The organism is Curtobacterium sp. ME-Dv--P-122a (genome assembly GCF_030209645.1).
GTDB classification, from domain to species: domain Bacteria; phylum Actinomycetota; class Actinomycetes; order Actinomycetales; family Microbacteriaceae; genus Curtobacterium; species Curtobacterium flaccumfaciens.
On record NZ_JARVRO010000006.1, the window covers coordinates 242,938 to 262,941 of the forward strand.

Sequence of the window (20,004 nt, forward strand, 5' to 3'; positions counted from 1 at the left end):
TGCTCGGTCAGTTCACCGTCGTCGAACCGTTGCGGGGATCGTCACGGTCGTCGTCGTCACCCGGGGGTGCGATGCACATGCGCTCCGCCACGAGTGCGCAGACCGTCAGGACGATCCCGCCCCCGACGGCGATCACGTTCGGCAGGGTCGAGCCTAGCGAAGGCGTCGCGGAACGGGTCAGCAGGTACAGCACGAGGCCGAGGGCGAACCCGCCGAGCAGCGTGCCGCAGATGCTGGACGCCTTCGCGAGCACGACGACCCGCGTCGCGTAGAGCGGGTCGACCGGCCGCTGGCGTCCGGCACCGTCGCGCGCGTGCCGGCGCACCGGGCGCGCCATGAGCACGACGGCGACGCCGATGAACGCGAGCGTGACGCCGAGCGGGATCGAGAACAGGAACGTCGGCAGCTGGCGCGACGCCAGGACAGCGTCGAGTGCGAAGCCGGCGACCACCGTCACGACGGCGATGCTGATCAGCGTGGAGGCGCGGGTGGGCTTCATGCGCTGGTCGCGCTCCCCGCAGGCCGGGAGGCCCGTGCCGGCTCCGCGAACAGGCGCGGCTCGTCGACGCGCTCGGTGTCGTCCCCCACGGCGGTGAGCAGGTCGGCCACCGGTCCGGCACCGGGCAGGACGGCCTCGGGGTCGGCGTCGAGCCACGGGGCGAGCACGAACGCGCGCTCAGCGGCCCGGGGGTGCGGCACGACCAGGGTGTCCGTGGCGATCCGCAGGTCGTCCACCGCGACGACGTCGAGGTCGAGGGTGCGGTCGCCCCACCGGACCTCGCGCGTGCGGCCGTGGGCGTCCTCGATGCCGTGCAGGGCGTCGAGGAAGGCCTGCGGCTCGAGGTCCGTGTCGACGACCACGACGGCGTTCCGGTAGCGGGGCTTCGACGTGTCGAGGCCGTCGAGGGTCACGGCGACGGACTCGACCTCGCGGCTCGAGGCCACCGGCTCGACCCCGGGCAAGGCGGCGATCGCGGCGGCGGCGGCGCGGAGCGTGCTCCCTCGGTCGCCGAGGTTCGCTCCGAGGGCGACGACGACCCGGTGGGTCATTCTTCTTCCTCGTCCGGCACCGTGGCGCCGCGGGTGCGCCGGATGCTGATCGAGACGTCGGTGAACGGCACGGTGATCGGGGCCTGCGGCTTGTGCACCGTGACCTCGGTCGCGAGTGCGGCACGGTGGGTGAGCACGGCCGCGGCGATGCGCTCGGCCAGCGTCTCGATCAGGTCGACCGGGTCGCGTTCGATCTCGGCGACGACCTGCTCGGCGAGGACGCCGTAGTGCACGGTGGCGTCGAGGTCGTCGCTGCCCGAGGCGGCGCGGGCGTCGAGCTCCACGGCGACGTCGACGACGAAGTCCTGGCCGTCCTCGCGCTCGTGGTCGAAGACGCCGTGGTGTCCGCGGGCGCGGACCCCGGTGAGTCGGATGGTGTCGTTCACGATCGAGCTGCCCTCCAGGCGTCCCAGACGTCGAGCACGGCACGGGTCGGTGCCGGGTCGTGCACGCGCACACCCCACGCGCCGCGTTCGGCGGCGAGCAGGCTGATGGCGGCGGTGGCGAGGTCGCGCTCCCTGGGCGGGGCGCCCTCGGGGCTCCCGACACCGTCGAGGAACCGCTTGCGTGAGGCGGCGACGAGCACCGGCAGGCCGATCGAGGCGAAGCGCTCGTAGCCGGCCAGGATCTCCCAGTTCTGCACGCCGTGCTTGGCGAAGCCGAGGCCCGGGTCGATGACGACCTGCTCCTGCCGGACGCCGAGCACGATGAGTTCGGCGACCCGGAGCTCGACCTCGCGCCGGACCTCCTCGACCGCGTGGGTGTACTCGGCGTTGCGGTACATCCGATCGCTGTGGCCGCGCCAGTGCATGACGACGAAGCCGACGCCCGTCGACGCCACGACCCGGGCCATGTCCGGGTCGGCGAGTCCGCCGGAGACGTCGTTGACGATGGCGGCACCGAGCTCCACGGCGCGCTCGGCCGTTGCGGCGTTCATCGTGTCGACGCTGACCGGGATGCCCTCGGCGACGAGCTGCTGCACGACGGGCAGCACCCGTTCCTGCTCGACCGGCACGGGCACACGGTCGGAACCGGGGCGGGTGGACTCGCCACCGACGTCGATGACGTCCGCGCCGGCCGCGACGAGGTCCCGTGCGTGCTGCACGGCGGCGTCGTAGGCCTGGTGCAGCCCGCCGTCGCTGAACGAGTCGGGGGTGACGTTGAGGATGCCGAGCACCCGGGTGCGTTCTTCGGCCGGACCACCGCGGTCACGGCGACGGCCGGTCACGACCTCCGGCACCGGCTGGGGTGCACGGAGGTCGATCGCGACCGTCGCCGGTTCGGCGGCGGCGGCGCGGGCACGACTCACCTCGGCGAGTCGACGCTCTCGTCGCGTCGGCAGCTCGGTCATGCCGGCCTACGCGGGGGCGATACCCGGGTTGCCGAACGGGCGACGACGGGTCTTCGAGGTCGACTCGGAGTCCGACGGGTCCGCTGCGGTCGAGGCGGCCTTGCCGGGCACGTCGATCGCGGGCAGGTTGCTGACCGGGCGCTTGTCGCTGGAGAGCCACTGCGGGCGCTCCGGCAGCTTGCGGACGTCCTTGAAGATCTCCACGAGCTCCGGGGCGTCGAGCGTCTCCTTCTCGAGGAGCTCGCCGGCCAGGCGGTCGAGGATGTCGCGGTTGTCGTTGAGCACCTGGTAGGCCTCGTCGTGCGCGGCCTCGAGCAGGGCGCGGGTCTCGGCGTCGACCGTCTGGGCGATGGTCTCCGAGTAGTCGCGACCGGTGCCACCGCTCATGTCACGGCCGACGAACGGCTCGCTCGAACCGGACCCGAGCTTGACGGACCCGACGGCCTGGCTCATGCCGTACTCGGTCACCATCTTGCGGGCCGTGCCGGTGGCCTTCTCGATGTCGTTCGAGGCGCCCGTGGTCGGGTCGTGGAAGACGATCTCCTCGGCGACGCGACCACCCATGGCGTAGGTGAGCTGGTCGAGGAGCTCGTTGCGGGTGACCGAGTACTTGTCCTCGAGCGGGAGCACCATCGTGTAGCCGAGGGCACGGCCGCGGGGCAGGATCGTGATCTTCGTGACCGGGTCGGTGTGCCGCATCGCCGCTGCCGCCAGGGCGTGGCCGCCCTCGTGGTACGCGGTGATCAGGCGTTCCTGATCGGACATGATCCGGGTCCGGCGCTGCGGACCGGCCATCACGCGGTCGACGGCCTCGTCGAGGGCACGGTTGTCGATGAGCTGCGCGTTCGAGCGGGCGGTCAGCAGGGCCGCCTCGTTCAGGACGTTCGCCAGGTCGGCACCGGTGAAGCCCGGCGTCTTGCGGGCGAGCAGCTCGAGGTCGACGCTCGCGGCGAGCGGCTTGCCCTTCGCGTGCACCTCGAGGATCTGCTTGCGGCCGGCGAGACCCGGGGCGTCGACGCCGATCTGGCGGTCGAAACGGCCCGGGCGCAGGAGCGCGGGGTCGAGCACGTCGGGACGGTTCGTCGCGGCGATGAGGATGACGTTCGTCTTGCCGTCGAAGCCGTCCATCTCGACCAGGAGCTGGTTCAGCGTCTGCTCGCGCTCGTCGTTGCCACCGCCGATGCCGGCACCACGGTGACGACCGACGGCGTCGATCTCGTCGATGAAGACGATGGCCGGCGAGTTCGCCTTGGCCTGCTCGAAGAGGTCACGGACACGGCTCGCACCGACACCGACGAACATCTCGACGAAGTCCGAACCGGAGATCGAGTAGAACGGCACGCCGGCCTCACCCGCGACGGCGCGGGCGAGCAGGGTCTTGCCGGTTCCGGGAGGGCCGTAGAGCAGCACGCCCTTCGGGATCTTCGCCCCGACGGCCTGGAACTTCGCGGGCTCCTTGAGGAACTCCTTGATCTCGTGGAGTTCTTCGATCGCCTCGTCGGCACCCGCGACGTCGGCGAACGACACCTGCGGGTTCTCCTTGTTGTTGATCTTGGCCTTCGACTTGCCGAACTGCATGACCTTCGAGCCGCCGCCCTGGGCGCTCGAGAGCAGGAACCAGAACAGGGCACCGATGATCAGGAACGGCAGCAGGATGCCGAGCAGCGACAAGAACCAGTTGCCCTGGGCGACGCGGTCGTTGTAGCCGTCGGGCAGGTTGGCGTCGTTGACGGCCTGCACCACCTCTTCGCCGCGGGGCGTGGAGTAGTAGAACTGCTCCTGCTTGTCGCCGTCCTTCAGGACGAGGTCGACCCGCTGCTCGGTGGAGTTGATGGTCGCGGACGAGACCTTGTCATCGGAGAGCTGCTCGAGACCCTTCTGGGTGTCGATCTCTTGGGTGCTGCCCTGGCTGATGACGCTCCAGCCGATGAAGATGCCCGCCAGCGCGATCAGCACGTAGAGGTACGGGCCGCGGAAGATGCGCTTGAAGTTCATGTGATCCGGGCGCGAGTGCCCGACACCTTTCTCTGCCGAAGTTGCGTGCAGGTCAGCATACGGCCGCGATTCTGTGGCGAGAATGGGTGTCCTCTGCGGGCGAACTCACCCCCGGGCCAGAGTCGGCCGAGTGCGACCCGAGCGCGGCGGGCCGCCCGTCAGGAGTAGACGTGCGGAGCGAGGACGCCGACGCCGCGCAGGTTGCGGTAGCGCTCGTCGTAGTCCAGGCCGTAGCCGACCACGAAGGCGTCGGGGATGTCGAAGCCCACGTACTTCACGTCGACCTCGACCTTGGCGGCCTCGGGCTTGCGCAGCAGGGCGACGATCTCGACGCTCGCGGCACCACGGGACTGCAGGTTCTGCTTGAGCCACGACAGGGTCAGACCCGAGTCGATGATGTCCTCGACGATCAGGACGTCGCGGCCGTGCAGGTCGGTGTCGAGGTCCTTGAGGATCCGCACCACGCCGGACGACTTCGTGCCGGAGCCGTACGACGACACCGCCATCCAGTCCATCCGCGCCTGCATCTTGAGGTGGCGCGAGAAGTCCGCCATCACCATGACGGCACCCTTGAGCACCCCGACGAGCAGCGGGTCGCGGCCCGCGTAGTCGGCGTCGACGACCGCCGCGAGCTCGGCGAGCTTCTCGTCGATCTGCTCGGGGGTGAAGAGCACTTCGGACAGGTCTGCCTGGACGTCGGAGAGTTCCACCACGCCAGCCTAACCGGCGCTGAACTCGATGCGGTCGCCGGTCCGCGTGGCACGGACGCCCGGCAGGTCGATCGGGCCCTGTCCGCTCCAGTCCGTGACCAGCCGGCAGACCTCGAGCGTCTGGACGCGCGACAGCGTCACCCCGAACTCGCTCTCCACCGCCAGGCGCACGAGTCGCTGCCGGAGCGCCGGCGGGTTCGCCCCGAGCGCCCGCACCGACAGCGAGATGCCCGCCTCGGAGTGCTCGGCGATGTCCTCCGCGATCTCCTCGGCGAAGTGGTCCAGCGCAGCGGAGTCCTCGCGCAGCTGGTCGGCCGTGCGGGCCAGGGCCTCGGGCACCCCGGCACCGAGCTCCCGTTCGAGCACCGGCAGCAGGGTGTTCCGCACCCGCACCCGTGCGTACGCGGGGTCGTCGTTCTGCGGGTCGTGCCACGGCGCGAGCCCCGCTGCGGCACACGCCTGCCGGGTCGCGTGGCGCCGGACCGACAGGAGCGGCCGGCCGTAGGCCGGACCGCCGTCGCGCCGAGCGAGCGGCTGCATGCCGGACAGGCTGTCCGGCCCGCTGCCGCGCAGCAGGCCGAGCAGCACGGTCTCGGCCTGGTCGTCCAGGGTGTGGCCCAGCAGCACCAGGGGTGACCCGGTGGCGGCGGCGACCTCGGCGATCGACGCGTGGCGGGCCTCCCGGGCGGCGCCTTCCGGGCCACCGTCGGAGCCGACCGTGACCCTGCGGACCGTCACCGGGTCGAGTCCCAGCTCGGATGCGTGCCGGGAGGCGCGGCTCGCGACCGCCTCGGAGCCCGCCTGGAGCGCGTGGTCGACGACCACCGCCCCGGCCCGCAGACCCTGCTTGCCCGCTTCGAACGCGGTGGCCGCCGCCAGGGCGAGGGAGTCCGGTCCGCCGCTCAGTGCGACGAGGACCAGGTCGCCTGCGGCGACCACGCCGTCGTCGACGGCTGCGGCGAGCAGGTCGCGGACCGCCAGGCGGGTCGCGGCGACGGCGGGGTCGAGCCGGGGACGCGGAGAGTTCACCCGGTAACGTTAGCCGCGCTTTCGCAACACACGACAGTCCCCGAAGCAGACACAGGAGCGCAACATGGCCGCGTACGACGTCGTCGTCGAGATCCCCAAGGGCAGCCGCAACAAGTACGAGGTGGACCACGAGACCGGTCGCGTCTACCTCGACCGCGTGCTGTTCACCTCGTTCGTCTACCCCACCGACTACGGGTTCTTCGAGAAGACCCTGGCCGACGACGGTGACCCCGTGGACGCGCTGCTGCTGCTCGAGTTCCCGACGTTCCCCGGCGTCGGCGTCAAGGTCCGCCCCGTCGGCGTCTTCAAGATGAGCGACGAGGCCGGCAACGACGAGAAGGTCCTCGTCGTCCCCGCCAAGGACCCGCGCTGGGCGCACATCCAGGACATCTCGGACGTGCCGGAGCAGACGAAGGCCGAGATCGCGCACTTCTTCGAGCGCTACAAGGACCTCGAGCCGAACAAGTGGGTCAAGGCCGAGGGCTGGGGCGACGCCGCTGAGGCCGAGCGCATCGTGCAGGCCGGTCAGGCCGCGTACGTGCCCGGCTCGCACTGACGATCCCCTGACGACGAACGACGCCCGCTCTCCATCCGGAGGGCGGGCGCCGTTCTGTGTCGTGCGTGGTGGCTGCGGGGTGTGGCGTGCGCGGGCCTGTGTGTGCGGGGCGTGCGCGGGCGCGCCTGGTGGAAACGGGCGTACCGGGTGGGAACGGGCGTACCTGGTGGGTTGATCCGTGCAGGTACGCCCGATCTCGCTTGCTACCGCAGCCGCTCTGGGAAAGAACGGGCGCTCCGGGAGCGGGCTACAGGGAACCGCTCGGGCGGGCGACGTACGGCATGAGCTGGTTCGGCAGCCAGATGGCGCGCTCGACGACGCCGACGCCGGGGCGCGCGGCCTCGACCATGGTGCCGTAGCTCGTCACGATCGAGTCGTGGTACGCCCCCGAGGCCGTGCCGTTCGACGAGTAGAACAGGATGTCGCCGGGCTGGCGCTGGGACAGCGGGACGAGGCGGCCGATCGACTTGAAGTAGTTGTACTGCCAGACCACGTTGTGTCCGCCGGTCGCGATGCCCTGCGAGTTGTAGGCCATCATCACGAGGCCGGAGCAGTCCCAGGTGTTCGGGCCGGCGCCGCCGAGGACGTACGCCTTGCCGAGCTGCCCACGGGCGTAGGAGATCGCGCCGGCGGCCTTCGAGGGGCTGCTCGGGGCAGGAGCGGGGGCCGGGGCGGGCGCCGGTGCGGGGGCGGGGGCCGGAGCAGGCGCGGGTGCCGGCTTGCTCGGGGTGCTCGGCTTCGCGGGGGTGCCGGGGTTCGACGGCGTGCTGGGCTTGGACGGCGTGCTCGGGACGGCCGGGGTGGAGGTCCCGCCGCCGGTGCTGCCGGTGCCGCCCGTGTTGCCCGTGTTGCCCGTATTGCCGGTGTTGCCGCCGCTCGTGCCGCCGCCGGTGGCGTTCCCGGTGCCGGCGTCGCGCGTCTGCTTCGCGATGGCCGCCGCGGCGGCCTTCGCCTGCTGCGCACTCCAGTACGCGGTCTCCGTCGCGACGCTCGTGCCCTTCAGGTACGCGAGCTGGCGCAGGACCTCGGCCTGCTGGTCCTGTTCCTTCTGCACCCGGGCCTGGGCACCTGCGGCCACGTCGTTGGCCGTCGCGAAGGTGGTCTTCGTCGCCTCGGTCGCCTTGCGCAGGGCCTTCTCTGCCGCGGACTGCTGCGCGGCGAGGGACTCGACGGTCTTCTGGTCGGCGCGTGCTTCGGCCAGGACGGTCGCGGAGCGCTCGGACAGGTGCGACATCGTGCCGACGCGGTAGAGCAGGTCCTTCGAGTCCGACGAGTCCATGAGCATGGTCGTCGACAGGTCACCGCCGCCCGTGCGGGACAGCTCGACCACGAGCCCGGCGACCTGGCCGGCCGAGTCGTCCGCCCGGGCCTTCGCGCGCTTCGACTGCGCGGACAGGTCGGCGAGGGTGTCCTTCGCCTCCTGCTGCTGCGACGCCGCGAGGGCGTACGCCTGCCCGGCCTGCTGCTCGGCGACACCGGCCTGGTCGGCGGCGTCCTGCAGCGTGCCGAGCCGGTCGCTCAACTCGTCGACCGTCTGCTGGGCGTCGGCCGCATCGGACTTGGCGGCCTTGACGTCGTCCCAGGACGGACCCGAGGGTGCGGCCTGGGCCGGTCCGGCGATGACGACCGACAGGCCGATGCCGAGCACGGCGATGGTCGCGATCCCGCAGGAGAACGAGCGAGCGGAGGTGGTCATGACGTGGGTCGACGCCTTCTGGTGGCGCTGATGCTCATACCGAGATCCCCCGCGCTGCCATGAAGGGGACCGGGTCGACGGCAGCGCCGTTGATCCGGGTCTCGAAGTGGAGGTGGCACCCGGTCGACCAGCCGGTCGAGCCGATCTTGGCGATCTGCTGTCCCGCGGTGACGTGCTGGCCGGCGGTGACCATGATCCCGCCGTCGACGACGTGGCCGTACGCGGTGGAGATGCCGCCGCCGTTGTCGAGGATGACCTCGTTGCCGTACCCGCCACCGTTGCCGGCGAAGGTGACGGTGCCGTCGTGCGCCGCGTAGATCGGGGCGTAGCAGGCCGGGGCCAGGTCGACGCCGGCGTGCAGGGCGCTGACGTGCGTGTAGGGGTCGACACGGTAGCCGTAGGGGCTGGTCTGGAACCCGCCGGCGGGTCGGACCCACCCGGCCGGGTTGGCGCTGCCGCCACCGGTGCCGCCCTGGCTGGTCGCCGCGGCCTTGGCTGCTGCCTTCGCGGCGGCGGCTGCGAGGCGGGCCTGGCGGGCCTTCTCGGCGGCGACGCCCTTGCGGTAGTCGGCCTCGACGCCGCGCTGCTTCGAGGTGAGCGCGGTCAGCTGTGCCTCGAGCCGGGACTCGTTGTCGTTCTGGGCGTCCACCGCGGTCTGTGCGGCGTCGGCGGCACCCTGGGCCTGCTGCATCTTCGACTGTGCGGCGTCGGCCAGGTCCCCGAGGGCCTGCTTGGCGCGGTCGGCCTTGTCGGCGAGGCCCTGGGCCACACCGCGGTCCTGCGAAGCCTGCGCGTAGATGCCCTCGGACTGCTCGCTGAGCTTCGACATCGCGCCGAGCTCGTAGAGCAGGTCGCCGGAGTCGGACGGGTGCGTGAGGATGTCCGTCGTCACGTCGTCACCGCTGGTGCGACCGAGCTGAGCGGCGAGCTGACCGGCCTGCTCCTCGGACCGTGCGGCGGTCTGCTTGGCCTCATCGGCCTGCGACTGGAACTTCTTCTGCTTGAGCGTCGCCTCGTCGTACTTGTTCTGCGCGGCCTGGTACGCCTCGCCCGCGGCCTGCGCGGCCTTCTGCTTGGCAGCGGCCTCGCTCTTCAGCGACGAGATGAGCGACTTGATCTCGCTGACCTTGGCCTGCTGGGCACTGGTCGACGACTTCGCCTGCTGCACCTCGTCCCAGCTGGGGTAGCTCGCGGCACTGGCGGACGACGCCGGGGCGAGGACCGCGAGCGTGCCGGCGATGAGCGCGACGGCGACCGCGGCGGCGATCAGGCGGCTGCGGGAGCGGAGGGAGAAGGGAATGGAGGTCGACATGTATCTCGATTTCGTAACAGCGCGGCAAGGCTCACGCACGTAACACTGTTAACAGGTGCAACAGTAACAACACGGGTCGCAGGCTCGACAGCCCCTCGGACGAGGGGTGCGGCCGCCGACGATGCTCGCACCGACAGCATCGGAGACCCGTGCGCTGACACCGCGACACGCCGGGGATGCACGGTTGGCGGGGTCGGATTTGTGAAACCCGGGGGGCATCCGTATGCTTGTCCATCGGTAGCGCGATGCACTGCTTGCGGCCCTATCGTTTAGTGGCCTAGGACACCGCCCTTTCACGGCGGCAGCACGGGTTCGAATCCCGTTGGGGTCACTCCTTGAGTGAGCGAGCAAGTAGTACTGAACAACACCACAGCAAGACACAACACAACATGGCCCTGTAGCGCAGCTGGTTAGCGTGCCGCCCTGTCACGGCGGAGGTCGCGGGTTCAAGTCCCGTCAGGGTCGCCACGGCTGGATAGCTCAGTTGGTAGAGCGTTCGACTGAAAATCGAAAGGTCCACGGATCGATGCCGTGTCCAGCCACCGGTGAAGGCCCCCTGCTTCGGCAGGGGGCCTTTTCCGTTGTCTGGGCGGTGTGACGTCGGCCGCAAAACACCGGTGTTCGCGCGTCGAACCGTGGCACGCGCGTGTTCAACGAGTGAACACCGGTGTTTTGCGGACTGCCTACGCCTCGCGGGTCTTCGGGCTGCTGTCGTTCGTCTTCGCGGGGTCGCGCTCGACCACGGCGCCCAGGGCATCGTCGATCCGCGACAGGAGCTCCGCCGGGATCGTGACGCCGGCAGCGCCCGCGTTGTCGTGCACCTGCTCCGGACGCGACGCCCCGATGATCGCCGAGGCGACGTTCTCGTTCTGCAGGACCCAGGCGACCGCGAGCTGCGCCATCGACAGGTCGAGCTCGTCGGCGACCGGCTGCAGCTCCTGCACCGAGGACAGCACCTCGTCGCGCATGAACCGCTTGATCATGTCCGCGCCGCCCTTGTCGTCGGTCGCGCGGGAGCCCTCGGGCAACGGCTGACCCGGCTTGTACTTGCCGGTGAGCACGCCCTGGGCGATCGGGGACCAGACGATCTGCGAGATGCCGAGTTCCTTCGAGGTGGGGACGACCTCGTCCTCGATGACCCGCCACAGCGCCGAGTACTGCGGCTGGTTCGAGATGAGCTGGAAGCCGAGGTCCTTCGCGAGCGCAGCACCCGCACGCAGCTGGTCCGCGGTCCACTCGCTGACGCCGACGTACAGGACCTTGCCCTGGCGCACGATGTCGGCGAAGGCCTGCATCGTCTCTTCGAGCGGGGTCTCGTGGTCGTAGCGGTGCGCCTGGTACAGGTCGACGTAGTCCGTCTGCAGCCGCTGCAGCGAGCCGTCGATCGACTCGAGGATGTGCTTGCGGGACAGCCCGGTGTCGTTGTGGCCCTTCGGACCGGTCGGGCCGAACACCTTCGTGGCGATCTCGAGGGACTGGCGCCGCTCCCCCTTGAGCGCTTCGCCGAGGACCGTCTCCGCGCCGGTGTTGGCGTAGACGTCGGCGGTGTCGAACGTCGAGATGCCGACCTCGAGGGCGGCCTTGACGCAGGCGATCGCCGCGTCGTTCTCGACCTGGGATGCGTGGGTGAGCCAGTTGCCGTAGGTGATCTCGGAGACCTTGAGGCCCGAGTTGCCGAGGTAGCGGTACTCCATGTGCGTGTCACTCCTGTCGTGGGGCGCGTCGGTGCGACCCGAACCGTGACGGTAGTCCCGTCGCCCCAAGGAGCACTCGGCCTGCGAGTGCACGCCTGTACGCTGATGTTTCAGAGACGATCGAAAAAGACGAAACCCCGGCGATGTGGCCTGAGCCAGGGATCGTTCCGGGGTCTTCGTGAACAACGTTAGCAGGCGAGGCGGGATGCAGGAAGACGAGCTCGAACGGCTCATCACAGCCGATCGGCTCCGTTCGTACGCAGGGCGGACGGGGTCGTCGACTGAAGCACTGCGGCTCTACGAGTGGAACATGCGAGCCGCGGCGGCAGTCATGGAGCTCACCGGCGTCGTCGAGGTGTTCGCTCGCAATGCGCTCGACCGTGAACTCTGCGCGTGGGCATCGAGCCGCACCGGGCCGCCCTGGTTCGACATCGCACCACTCGACAGCCGCGGGCGCGCCGACCTCGCGAAGGCACGGGCACGGGCGGGTCGAGAAGGTCGACGTCCCGAAGTACACGGACGGGTCATCGCGGAGCTCAGCTTCGGGTTCGGGCGGTACCTCGTCGAATCGCGGTACCACACCTCGCTCTGGGTGCCTGGCCTGCATCGAGCCTTTCCGCACGGGCCGGACAACCTGCGCATCCGACGGAGCGAGGTGGCGCGACGGCTCCAGCAGCTGCACTTCGTGCGGAACCGCGCCGCGCACCACGAACCCATCCACGCGCGGAACCTGCAGCGGGACCACGACTTCGCACTCGAACTGCTCGGCTGGATCAGTCCACACGCGGCGTCCTGGGCTGAGGGCACCACTTCGATCGAAGCCGTGCTCCGTGCCCGCCCCGACGGGTAGGTGCAGGATCGAAAGGGTTGCGGCACGGAGCGGTGCCGCCGGAAGCGAGGGAGCATCCATGACCGGAGCGAGCGTGTTGTTCATCGGCGGGAGCGGCGTCATCAGCGCCGCCTGCGTCCGGGAAGCCGTCGAGCAGGGGTTCGACGTGACCGTGCTCAACCGGGGGACCACCAGGGGCAGGCCGATCCCGGAGGGTGTGACGCGCCTCCAGGCCGACGTGTCGGACCGCAGCGCACTGGCGGACGCACTCGGCGACCAGCGCTTCGACGTGGTCGTGAACTGGATCGCCTTCACGCCGGACCAGGTGCAGGCCGACGTCGACTTCTTCGCCGGGCGGACGCGGCAGTACGTGTTCATCAGCTCGGCCTCGGCGTACCAGACGCCGGCGACGCACCTGCCGATCACGGAGTCGACGCCGCTGAAGAACCCGTACTGGCAGTACTCGCGCGACAAGATCGCGTGCGAGGAGCTGCTGATGGAGGCGTACCGGGAGCAGGACTTCCCGGTGACGATCGTGCGGCCGTCGCACACCTACGACGAGACGAAGCTGCCGCTGACCGGCGGCTGGACCGCGGTCGCTCGGATGCGTGCCGGCAAGCCGGTCATCATCACCGGCGACGGCACCTCGCTGTGGACCCTGACGCACAGCCGCGACTTCGCGGTCGGGTTCACGGGGCTGCTCGACCGGGCCGAGGCGATCGGTGAGCCCTTCACGATCACGAGCGACGAAGCCCCGACGTGGAACGCCATCGCGCACGAGATCGCGGCGGCGGCCGGGGTCGAGGACCTGCGGATCGTGCACGTGCCGGCGGAAGCGATCAACGCGGTGGACCCCGAGTGGGGCGCGGCGCTGCTCGGCGACAAGGCGAACAGCTCGGTCTTCGACAACAGCAAGGTCCGGTCGCTCGTGCCGTGGTACCGGCCGCGCACGACCTACCGGCAGGGTGTCCGCGAGGTCATCGCCTGGTACGAGGCGCACCCCGAGGAGCAGGTCGTCGACGAGCGGCTCGATGCCCTGATGGACGAGCTGGCGGCGCGCTGGGCCGTGTGAGCCGCGCTTGGTGAGCAGAAATGGTCGGGTGCCGTGTGGCGACCCGACCATTTCTGCTCACGAAGCGCGCGCGGCCCGCGGCGCGGGCGCGCGAGCGCGTCAGGCGCGCGCGGCCAGCACGTCGGCCAGGGTTCCGATCGCGAAGCGCAGCTCGTCGTCGGTGACGACCAGGGGCGGCGCGAAGCGGATCGTTGACCCGTGGGTGTCCTTCACCAGGAGCCCGCGGTCGGCGAGGTCCTTCGAGATCGCCTTGCCGGTGCCGAGCGCGGGGTCGATGTCGATCCCGGCCCAGAGTCCGGCGACCCGGTGCGAGACGACACCCTTGCCGAGCAGGTCGTCGAGCAGCCCGCGCAACAGCGGTTCGCCGTCGAGGGCCCGCTGCTGGAACGTGCCCTCCCCGAGCATCGCCACGACCTCGGCACCGACGGCTGCGGCGAGCGGGTTGCCCCCGAAGGTCGACCCGTGTTCGCCGGGACGCAGGACGCCCAGGACATCGCGCGAGCCCACCACCGCGGACACCGGCACGATGCCGCCACCGAGGGCCTTGCCGAGCGTGATCAGGTCGGGACGCACCCCGACGCGCTGCACCGCGAGCGTGTGCCCCGTACGACCGAGGCCGGACTGGATCTCGTCGGCGATGAACAGCGCACCGAACTCGTCGCAGACCGCCCGGACTTCAGGGAGGTACGACTCCGGCGGGATGACCACGCCGCCCTCGCCCTGGATCGGCTCGAGCAGCACGGCGACGACGGTCTCGTCCATCGCCTCGCGCAGAGCCGCAGCGTCGCCGTACGGCACCGTGCGGAAGCCGGGCGTGAACGGCCCGAAGTCATCGTGGGCCGAGGGGTCGTCCGAGAACGAGATGATCGTCGTGGTGCGGCCGTGGAAGTTCCCGGACGCGACGATGATCGTCGCCCGCTCGGCCGGCACGCCCTTGACCCGGTAGCCCCAGGCGCGGGACACCTTGATCGCGGACTCGACGGCCTCCGCACCGGTGTTCATCGGCAGGACCATCTCGGTCTCCGTCAACGCTGCCAGTGCTGCCGCGAACGGCCCGAGCTGGTCGTTCACGAACGCGCGGCTCGTGAGCGTCACGCGGTCGAGCTGCGCCCGTGCGGCGTCGAGCAGCCGCGGGTTGCCGTGGCCGAAGTTCACCGCCGAGTACGCGGCGAGGCCGTCCAGGTACTGCTTGCCGTCGACGTCGGTGACGGTCGCTCCGGCACCCGACGCGATGACGACGGGCAGCGGGCTGTAGTTGTGCGCGAGGGCGCGGTCCTCGACGGCGAGCGCCGCCGCGGTGTTGATCCCGAGCGACGCTGCCGCCGACATCAGCTGACCCCGAGCGAACGCGCGACCGAGGTGCCGGTGCCGACCGGGTGCAGGTCGAGGGTGCAGCACTTCACGCCGCCACCGCCGAGCAGCAGCTCGGACAGGTCGACGCCGATCGGGTTGTAGCCCTTCTCGCGCAGCTGCTCGGCGAACCGAACAGCCCGGGCGGCGATCACGACGTTGTACCCGTCGGAGTACGAGTTCAGACCGAGGATCGCGGCGTCCTCTTCGGTGGCGATGATCGCGTCCGGGAAGCGCTCGCGCAGGATCGCCAGCGACGGCTCGTCGAAGGCGCTCTCCAGGTAGGCGATGTTGCTCGTCCCGTCGACGGCGGGCTCGGGGTCGAGCACGGCGATGGCGGTGTCGAGGTGGTAGAAGCTCGGGTTGATGAGCTTGAGCGTGACGACCTCGCGGCCGTAGATCTTCGCGAGCTCGTCGTGCGAGGTGCTGTCCGACCGGAAGCCGGTGCCGGCGAAGATGGTGTCCCCGATGAGCAGGAAGTCGCCCTCGCCCTCGTTGGTCTGCTCCGGCTCGGCGACGGTCAGACCGGCCTGGCGGAACCAGTCCATGTACGCGGGGCCCTCGGGCTGGCGCTCGGGGTACTGGAACTTCGCGCCGTACGCGATGCCGTCGAGGACGAACCCGCCGTTGGCCGCGTAGACCATGTCCGGCAGGCCGTCGATGGGGTCGATGTACGAGATGTCGAAGCCGAGCTGCTCGTAGACGGCGACGAGCGACTCCCACTGCTCGACGGCCTTCGACGTGTCGGTCGGCTCCTCCGGGTGCATCCACGGGTTGATCCGGTAGCTCACGGTGTAGAAGTCCGGCTTGCACATCAGGATCGTGCGCTTGGTGGCGACACGGGCCGGGGTGGCGACGGACTCGGGGGCGGGTGCGGTGTTCGACATCAGTCCTCCTGGAAGGGACCGGGGCCCGAGCCTGCCAGGAACCGAAACGGAACGAGGAGAAGAGCTCCGGTGAGATGCAGGCTCACTCACCGCAGCGGACCAGGTCGACGCCGAGTCGATCCTTCCACAGACTCACCGCAGCGGAACAGTGACACTCAAGCATCGACGCCGAGTCGGTCCTGGCACAGACCGTCCACCGAGTGCAGTCCCCCGCCTGCGGGACCGTGACACCCGTTCGGGTGACGCACGTTTCGTGCGCGAGACCCACCAGCCTCGCAACAAGTCCGCGTACGATGGGGACAAATGGATACGCTCGACCACCGCATCCTGGATCAGCTCCGGGACAACGCCCGCGCCGGCTACGGCGACATCGGGTCGGTGGTCGGACTCTCGGCCTCGGCCGTCAAGCGCCGTGTCGACCGGCTGGTCGGTGACGGCGTCATCCAGGGCTTCACGATCAAGGTCGACCCCGCCGTCGAGGACCGCGGGACCGAGGCCTGGGTCGAGCTCTACTGCCGCGGCACCGTCTCGCCCGACGAGCTGCGTGCCCTGCTCGACACCGTCCCCGAGGTCATCGACGCCGGCACGGTCACCGGCAGCGCCGACGCCGTGGTGCACATGCGCTCGAAGGACCTGTCCGCGCTCGAGGAGGCGCTCGACAAGGTTCGCCTCGCACCCCAGGTCGACCACACCCGCTCCGCGATCGTGCTCTCCAAGCTCGTCAGTCGAGAGACCGCGTAACGTCCCACGCATGGGACGGAAGACGGCCGGGAGGCGCGGATCACCGCCCACGGGATCGCGTCCGGCCCAGCAGCTGGTCACCGCTGCGGGCCTCGCCTACGTCGCGAACTGCCTGTGGGGCACCGCGGTCGCCGTGCGGCTGATCCGCACGAAGAAGCTCCGCGTCGTGCACCACGGGCTGTTCGTCGTGACCGCGACCCTGACCGGCGTCGCCGCGACGACCCCCGCGTGGACGCGCGACCGGACCGCACTGTTCCTGCTGCCGGCACTCGTGCCCCTGGCGGTCGCTCCACGCACCGACCCGCGCTCCGGAGCACACTGGAAGGTCGCGGTCGCCGCCGCACCGTCCTACCTGGGGGCCGTGCTCGCCCGCAGGCGATCAGAGAGGTGAGCAGTGGAGCTGTTCGAGGCCATCCGACGACGACGCACGACGAACGGGCCGTTCCTGCCCGATCCGGTGTCGGACGAGCACCAGCGACTGCTCATGGAGCTCGCCGGCCGGGCGCCGTCGCAGCTCAACAGTCAGCCGTGGCGCTTCGTGCTGATCGAGGAACGCCAGACGATCGACCGCGTCGCCGAGATCAGCGGCAGCTCGATGACCCGCACCATGGCCGAGGGCACGTTCTTCGAGCGGTACAAGCCGTACTTCCGGTTCTCGAAGGCCGAGATGGACGAGCGGCGCGACGGGATGCTGTTCGACAAGCTCCCCGGGCCGCTGCGGCCGTTCACGAAGCAGGTGTTCACGAAGCGCGGGCAGCTGCTCATGAACACGCTCCGGGTGCCGCAGACCCTGGGTGAGGAGAACCGGAAGCTCGTCGCCGGGTCGCCGCTGCTGCTCGGCGTGATGCTCGACCGCCACGAGTACCGGAAGGAGGAGCTGTCCGGCTTCTACTCGGTGTTCAGCATGGGCGCGGCGATGGAGAACATCTGGCTCGCGACGACCGAGCTCGGCCTGGGGATCCAGTTCGTGTCCTTCCCGATGGAGACCCCCGGCGCGTGGGAGGAGGTCGAGGGACTGCTCCGCGTGCCCGAGTCGCTCGAGCTGATGGCCGTCTACCGGATCGGGTACCTGCCACCGGAACGACGACGTCCGGCCATCGATTGGACCTCGAGCGAGCGGAAGCGACCCTCGCAGTACGTGTTCCGCGGCACCTGCGACACCCCGCAGCGCGGGTGGGACGACGCACCCGTCGCAGCCCACATCGAACCGGAGGCGACCACATCGTGACCGACACCCGACCCACCCACGTGACCCCGGGCCTCCCGGCCGTCGCCCCCGGCCTGCCGGGCCGCCCCTGGATCTCGCAGGACTGGCTCGACGTCGTCTTCGTGCACTGGCGCGTCGACGTGTCGGCGGTGGCCCCGCTGCTGCCGGCCGGAACGCGGCCCGACACGATGGCGCTCGACGGCACCGACGACGGGGTGACCACCTGGGTGGGCCTCATCGCGTTCCGGTTCGAGGACACGCGGTTCCCGCCGTTCTCGACCGGGAGCATCGGCGACTTCGTCGAGCTGAACGTCCGCGTCTACACGGTCGACGAGCAGGGGCAGCGCGGGGTGGTGTTCCTGTCGCTCGACGCCGGCAAGCTCCTGCCGACCATCGGCGCACGCGTCGCGACCGGGCTGCCGTACCGGTGGGCGGTCGCGGAGTCGCGCAGCGGTGACGGCCGCGTGGGGTACGCGATGCGTCGGCACGGCACCCACCTGCGGTCGATGCTCGACGTCCGGATCGGTGCGGCACTCGACGAGCCGGGGCCCCTCGAGACGTTCCTGACGGCGCGGTGGGGCATGCACGTGCACCGGGCCGGACGGACGCGGTTCTGGCCGAACGAGCACGAGTCGTGGCCGTTGCACCGGGCCTCCGTGGTGTCGCTGCGGGACGACCTGGTCGGAGCGGCCGGACTGCCCTTCGGGCTGACGGAGCTCGAGCCGGACTCGGTGCTCTACTCGCCGGGGGTCACGACGCGGTTCGGTCGGGGGCGCTGAGGCGGGACTCCGGCCCGGCCAGCGGTGCTCGGGCAGCAGACCGGAACTGGTGGACGGCCACCACGGCGGAGAACAGTGCGAAGAAAGACCCCGACACCCAGGCGGTGGTCCGGTACTCGGGGAGGTCAGCGACGGTGAACCCGATCACGGCGAGGGTGGTGCAGGTCACCGCCACGCACACGGAACCCCATGCGACGACGAGGTGGTCGACGCGTGGGACGGTGCGCGCGAACCGGAAAGCCATGGGGACACCAGCCATCGCGCCGAACACCAATCCCAGCGGGGTCCCGACCATCAGGCTCGCCACCGCGACGACGGCCGCGCTGGTCACCGCCACCACCACACGGGTGACGTGGCAGCGCCACGACGCGCTGCGAGTCTGCTGGTCGTACGCGCGCCAGCCCGTGACGAACAGCGCGATCGAACCGATCACGAACACGACCGCAGCGGCGACGCCGACGACGAGCGCGAACACGCCCCCGAACGCGATGCCGAGGGCGACGTGTGCGGCGGCGAGGAGCACCTCGAGCACCGGGTACGTCCAGACCTCGAGCGGCCGGGTCGGTGTGTTGAGCACCCAACCGGGCGGCGCCTCCTCGGCGGGGCCGTCGGTGTCGGGGTCTCGGGTCTCCACCTGGCCATGATGTCCGATCGGTGCGTGCGTCGTTCGGGACGGCGACTTCGGGGGACAGCGGCTGAGTGGTGCACGGCCGGCCGCAGGTACAAGGGAGCCATGACTCGAGTGGCAGTGGTGACCGGTGGATCCGCAGGACTGGGACGGGCGACCGTCCGGGAGCTCGCTGCACGGGGGTGGGACGTGGCCGTCCTGGCCCGCGGGCAGGAGGGCGTCGACGCCGCCGTCGCCGAGGTCGAGGCTGCCGGGCGCCGCGGGCTGGCCCTGGTCGCCGACGTCTCCGACCGCGACGCCGTCGAAGCCGCGGCTGACCGGGTCGAGCAGGAGCTCGGACCGATCGACCTGTGGGTGAACGGCGTGATGGTCGGGGTGTTCGGCAAGTTCCTCGACACCGCCCCGGAGGACTTCGAGCGGGCGCTGCACGTGACCTACCTCGGCTTCGTGAACGGCACCCGGTCGGCGCTGTCGCGGATGGTCCCCCGCGGTCGTGGACACGTGATCCAGGTCGGTTCGGCGCTCGGGTTCCGCGGGATCCCCCTGCAGGCCGCGTACTGCGGTGCGAAGCACGCGATCGTCGGGTTCACCGAGTCCGTCGTCTCCGAGCTGCGCGAACAGGGCAGCAAGGTCAAGGTGTCCCGCGTGGACATGCCGGCGCTCAACACGATCCAGTTCCAGTGGGTGAAGTCGAAGCTGCCGCACCACCCGCAGCCGGTCGCCCCGATCTACCAGCCCGAGGTCGGTGCCCGGGCCATCGCCGCCGTCGCCGAACGACCGCGCAGCCGCACCTGGGTGGGCGAGTCCACGGTCTACACGATCCTCGGCAACCGGATCAGCGGACGCTTCGCCGACTGGTACGCCGCCAAGACCCTGGTCGACGGGCAGCAGGCACCGGACAAGGACGGCCTCGAGATGCGGGACAACCTGTACGAGCCGGTGCCGGGCGACCACGGTGCGCACGGGGTCTTCGACGAGTCCGCACACGCCTGGTCGCCGCAGACCTGGTGGGTGGAGCACCGCCGGGTCGGCAACGGCATCATCGGTGCCGTGCTCGGTGCCGCCGGGGCCGCTGCACTCGTCGCGGGACGCCGACGATGAGCCGCCGGTCGTCGACC

Annotated in this window: 21 protein-coding genes and 3 tRNA genes; 11 read left to right on the plus strand and 13 right to left on the minus strand. The window is 70.5% G+C overall.

Translation table 11 applies throughout. The features are described 5' to 3' along the window. Positions 1 to 7: 7 nt before the first annotated feature. The 7 genes from QRN49_RS06000 to tilS form a co-directional block, all read right to left on the minus strand. Entirely contained in the window at positions 8 to 499 is a 492-nt protein-coding gene (locus QRN49_RS06000; protein WP_071404509.1) for a DUF3180 domain-containing protein, read from the minus strand. Then, complete coding sequence (gene folK / locus QRN49_RS06005; protein ID WP_284754463.1) at positions 496 to 1,050, minus strand: 2-amino-4-hydroxy-6-hydroxymethyldihydropteridine diphosphokinase; 555 nt, start codon at positions 1,048 to 1,050, stop codon at positions 496 to 498. The genes QRN49_RS06000 and folK overlap by 4 nt, the downstream gene beginning before the upstream one ends. Next, positions 1,047 to 1,436 (minus strand): dihydroneopterin aldolase, encoded by a 390-nt coding sequence (gene folB, locus QRN49_RS06010; RefSeq protein WP_284754465.1) that lies wholly within the window; start codon positions 1,434 to 1,436, stop codon positions 1,047 to 1,049. Before folB ends, folK begins: the two co-directional genes overlap by 4 nt. Beyond that, on the minus strand, positions 1,433 to 2,401 hold the full coding sequence (gene folP / locus QRN49_RS06015; protein ID WP_259491098.1) for a dihydropteroate synthase: 969 nt from the start codon (positions 2,399 to 2,401) through the stop codon (positions 1,433 to 1,435). The genes folB and folP overlap by 4 nt, the downstream gene beginning before the upstream one ends. 6 nt (positions 2,402 to 2,407) lie before the next feature. Continuing rightward, the gene (gene ftsH, locus QRN49_RS06020; RefSeq protein WP_027467057.1) at positions 2,408 to 4,396 is read right to left on the minus strand and encodes an ATP-dependent zinc metalloprotease FtsH; all 1,989 of its coding nucleotides are present in this window, start codon (positions 4,394 to 4,396) and stop codon (positions 2,408 to 2,410) included. Positions 4,397 to 4,554: 158 nt separating this feature from the next. Continuing rightward, positions 4,555 to 5,106, minus strand: a complete 552-nt coding sequence (hpt, locus tag QRN49_RS06025) for a hypoxanthine phosphoribosyltransferase (RefSeq protein ID WP_017887686.1) — start codon at positions 5,104 to 5,106, stop codon at positions 4,555 to 4,557. Positions 5,107 to 5,115: 9 nt separating this feature from the next. Then, entirely contained in the window at positions 5,116 to 6,135 is a 1,020-nt protein-coding gene (tilS, locus tag QRN49_RS06030; protein ID WP_284754474.1) for a tRNA lysidine(34) synthetase TilS, read from the minus strand. A gap of 64 nt (positions 6,136 to 6,199) precedes the next feature. Between tilS and QRN49_RS06035 the strand changes: the two genes are divergently transcribed. After that, positions 6,200 to 6,691, plus strand: a complete 492-nt coding sequence (locus tag QRN49_RS06035) for an inorganic diphosphatase (protein WP_027467055.1) — start codon at positions 6,200 to 6,202, stop codon at positions 6,689 to 6,691. A gap of 247 nt (positions 6,692 to 6,938) precedes the next feature. On the opposite strand, the gene QRN49_RS06040 is transcribed toward QRN49_RS06035, so the two are convergent. Both QRN49_RS06040 and QRN49_RS06045 read right to left on the minus strand, forming a co-directional pair. After that, positions 6,939 to 8,387 carry a C40 family peptidase gene (locus QRN49_RS06040; RefSeq protein WP_284754477.1) on the minus strand — a complete coding sequence of 483 codons (1,449 nt, stop codon included), beginning with the start codon at positions 8,385 to 8,387 and terminating at the stop codon, positions 6,939 to 6,941. 34 nt (positions 8,388 to 8,421) lie between these two features. Continuing rightward, positions 8,422 to 9,699: a M23 family metallopeptidase gene (locus tag QRN49_RS06045; protein ID WP_284754479.1), complete on the minus strand. Its 1,278-nt coding sequence runs from the start codon at positions 9,697 to 9,699 to the stop codon at positions 8,422 to 8,424. Between the two features lie 258 nt (positions 9,700 to 9,957). Here QRN49_RS06045 and QRN49_RS06050 point away from each other — a divergent pair. The 3 genes from QRN49_RS06050 (at position 9,958) to QRN49_RS06060 (ending at position 10,241) form a co-directional block, all read left to right on the plus strand. Continuing rightward, positions 9,958 to 10,030, plus strand: a tRNA-Glu gene (locus QRN49_RS06050). A gap of 60 nt (positions 10,031 to 10,090) precedes the next feature. Beyond that, positions 10,091 to 10,167 (plus strand) — tRNA-Asp (locus tag QRN49_RS06055). Between the two features lies 1 nt (position 10,168). Further along, positions 10,169 to 10,241 (plus strand) — tRNA-Phe (locus tag QRN49_RS06060). A gap of 141 nt (positions 10,242 to 10,382) precedes the next feature. Here QRN49_RS06060 and QRN49_RS06065 read toward each other — a convergent pair. Then, the gene (locus tag QRN49_RS06065; RefSeq protein WP_194623477.1) at positions 10,383 to 11,393 is read right to left on the minus strand and encodes an aldo/keto reductase family protein; all 1,011 of its coding nucleotides are present in this window, start codon (positions 11,391 to 11,393) and stop codon (positions 10,383 to 10,385) included. A 205-nt stretch (positions 11,394 to 11,598) separates the two neighbouring features. Between QRN49_RS06065 and QRN49_RS06070 the strand changes: the two genes are divergently transcribed. After that, positions 11,599 to 12,243 carry a hypothetical protein gene (locus tag QRN49_RS06070; RefSeq protein ID WP_284754482.1) on the plus strand — a complete coding sequence of 215 codons (645 nt, stop codon included), beginning with the start codon at positions 11,599 to 11,601 and terminating at the stop codon, positions 12,241 to 12,243. Between the two features lie 58 nt (positions 12,244 to 12,301). Further along, positions 12,302 to 13,294, plus strand: coding sequence for an NAD-dependent epimerase/dehydratase family protein (locus tag QRN49_RS06075; protein WP_284754484.1), 993 nt, complete (start codon positions 12,302 to 12,304; stop codon positions 13,292 to 13,294). Between the two features lie 99 nt (positions 13,295 to 13,393). On the opposite strand, the gene rocD is transcribed toward QRN49_RS06075, so the two are convergent. Together rocD and ddaH are read right to left on the minus strand one after the other, a co-directional pair. Then, positions 13,394 to 14,623 carry an ornithine--oxo-acid transaminase gene (gene rocD / locus QRN49_RS06080; protein WP_259475185.1) on the minus strand — a complete coding sequence of 410 codons (1,230 nt, stop codon included), beginning with the start codon at positions 14,621 to 14,623 and terminating at the stop codon, positions 13,394 to 13,396. Beyond that, positions 14,623 to 15,531, minus strand: a complete 909-nt coding sequence (gene ddaH, locus QRN49_RS06085) for a dimethylargininase (protein ID WP_071245287.1) — start codon at positions 15,529 to 15,531, stop codon at positions 14,623 to 14,625. The genes rocD and ddaH overlap by 1 nt, the downstream gene beginning before the upstream one ends. A 303-nt stretch (positions 15,532 to 15,834) precedes the next feature. On the opposite strand from ddaH, the gene QRN49_RS06090 reads away from it, so the two are divergent. The 4 genes from QRN49_RS06090 to QRN49_RS06105 are packed head-to-tail and all read left to right on the plus strand — an operon-like array spanning position 15,835 to position 18,258. Continuing rightward, a complete protein-coding gene (locus QRN49_RS06090; protein WP_017887694.1) occupies positions 15,835 to 16,272 on the plus strand; it encodes an Lrp/AsnC family transcriptional regulator in 438 nt (145 codons plus the stop codon). 10 nt (positions 16,273 to 16,282) lie between these two features. Beyond that, positions 16,283 to 16,663: a hypothetical protein gene (locus QRN49_RS06095; RefSeq protein ID WP_284754493.1), complete on the plus strand. Its 381-nt coding sequence runs from the start codon at positions 16,283 to 16,285 to the stop codon at positions 16,661 to 16,663. A 3-nt stretch (positions 16,664 to 16,666) separates the two neighbouring features. Then, positions 16,667 to 17,500 carry a nitroreductase family protein gene (locus QRN49_RS06100; RefSeq protein ID WP_284754495.1) on the plus strand — a complete coding sequence of 278 codons (834 nt, stop codon included), beginning with the start codon at positions 16,667 to 16,669 and terminating at the stop codon, positions 17,498 to 17,500. Next, positions 17,497 to 18,258 (plus strand): YqjF family protein, encoded by a 762-nt coding sequence (locus QRN49_RS06105; RefSeq protein WP_259587042.1) that lies wholly within the window; start codon positions 17,497 to 17,499, stop codon positions 18,256 to 18,258. Before QRN49_RS06100 ends, QRN49_RS06105 begins: the two co-directional genes overlap by 4 nt. Here the strand turns inward: QRN49_RS06105 and QRN49_RS06110 are convergent. Continuing rightward, positions 18,230 to 18,892 (minus strand): hypothetical protein, encoded by a 663-nt coding sequence (locus QRN49_RS06110; RefSeq protein WP_284754497.1) that lies wholly within the window; start codon positions 18,890 to 18,892, stop codon positions 18,230 to 18,232. The genes QRN49_RS06105 and QRN49_RS06110 overlap by 29 nt on opposite strands. A gap of 99 nt (positions 18,893 to 18,991) precedes the next feature. Here QRN49_RS06110 and QRN49_RS06115 point away from each other — a divergent pair, with 99 nt between their 5' ends. Next, entirely contained in the window at positions 18,992 to 19,987 is a 996-nt protein-coding gene (locus QRN49_RS06115) for an SDR family oxidoreductase (protein WP_111032426.1), read from the plus strand. Positions 19,988 to 20,004: the final 17 nt, after the last annotated feature.

What these genes read in the sequence shown, in the direction of transcription:
- QRN49_RS06115 (WP_111032426.1), top strand. Translation starts at nt 18,992, where the DNA reads ATGACTCGAGTGGCAGTGGTGACCGGTGGATCCGCAGGACTGGGACGG.
- QRN49_RS06045 (WP_284754479.1), bottom strand. Translation starts at nt 9,699, where the DNA reads ATGTCGACCTCCATTCCCTTCTCCCTCCGCTCCCGCAGCCGCCTGATC.
- ddaH (WP_071245287.1), bottom strand. Translation starts at nt 15,531, where the DNA reads ATGTCGAACACCGCACCCGCCCCCGAGTCCGTCGCCACCCCGGCCCGT.
- folP (WP_259491098.1), bottom strand. Translation starts at nt 2,401, where the DNA reads ATGACCGAGCTGCCGACGCGACGAGAGCGTCGACTCGCCGAGGTGAGT.
- QRN49_RS06090 (WP_017887694.1), top strand. Translation starts at nt 15,835, where the DNA reads ATGGATACGCTCGACCACCGCATCCTGGATCAGCTCCGGGACAACGCC.
- QRN49_RS06065 (WP_194623477.1), bottom strand. Translation starts at nt 11,393, where the DNA reads ATGGAGTACCGCTACCTCGGCAACTCGGGCCTCAAGGTCTCCGAGATC.
- QRN49_RS06000 (WP_071404509.1), bottom strand. Translation starts at nt 499, where the DNA reads ATGAAGCCCACCCGCGCCTCCACGCTGATCAGCATCGCCGTCGTGACG.
- QRN49_RS06070 (WP_284754482.1), top strand. Translation starts at nt 11,599, where the DNA reads ATGCAGGAAGACGAGCTCGAACGGCTCATCACAGCCGATCGGCTCCGT.
- QRN49_RS06040 (WP_284754477.1), bottom strand. Translation starts at nt 8,387, where the DNA reads ATGACCACCTCCGCTCGCTCGTTCTCCTGCGGGATCGCGACCATCGCC.
- folK (WP_284754463.1), bottom strand. Translation starts at nt 1,050, where the DNA reads ATGACCCACCGGGTCGTCGTCGCCCTCGGAGCGAACCTCGGCGACCGA.
- rocD (WP_259475185.1), bottom strand. Translation starts at nt 14,623, where the DNA reads ATGTCGGCGGCAGCGTCGCTCGGGATCAACACCGCGGCGGCGCTCGCC.
- QRN49_RS06095 (WP_284754493.1), top strand. Translation starts at nt 16,283, where the DNA reads ATGGGACGGAAGACGGCCGGGAGGCGCGGATCACCGCCCACGGGATCG.
- ftsH (WP_027467057.1), bottom strand. Translation starts at nt 4,396, where the DNA reads ATGAACTTCAAGCGCATCTTCCGCGGCCCGTACCTCTACGTGCTGATC.
- QRN49_RS06035 (WP_027467055.1), top strand. Translation starts at nt 6,200, where the DNA reads ATGGCCGCGTACGACGTCGTCGTCGAGATCCCCAAGGGCAGCCGCAAC.
- QRN49_RS06075 (WP_284754484.1), top strand. Translation starts at nt 12,302, where the DNA reads ATGACCGGAGCGAGCGTGTTGTTCATCGGCGGGAGCGGCGTCATCAGC.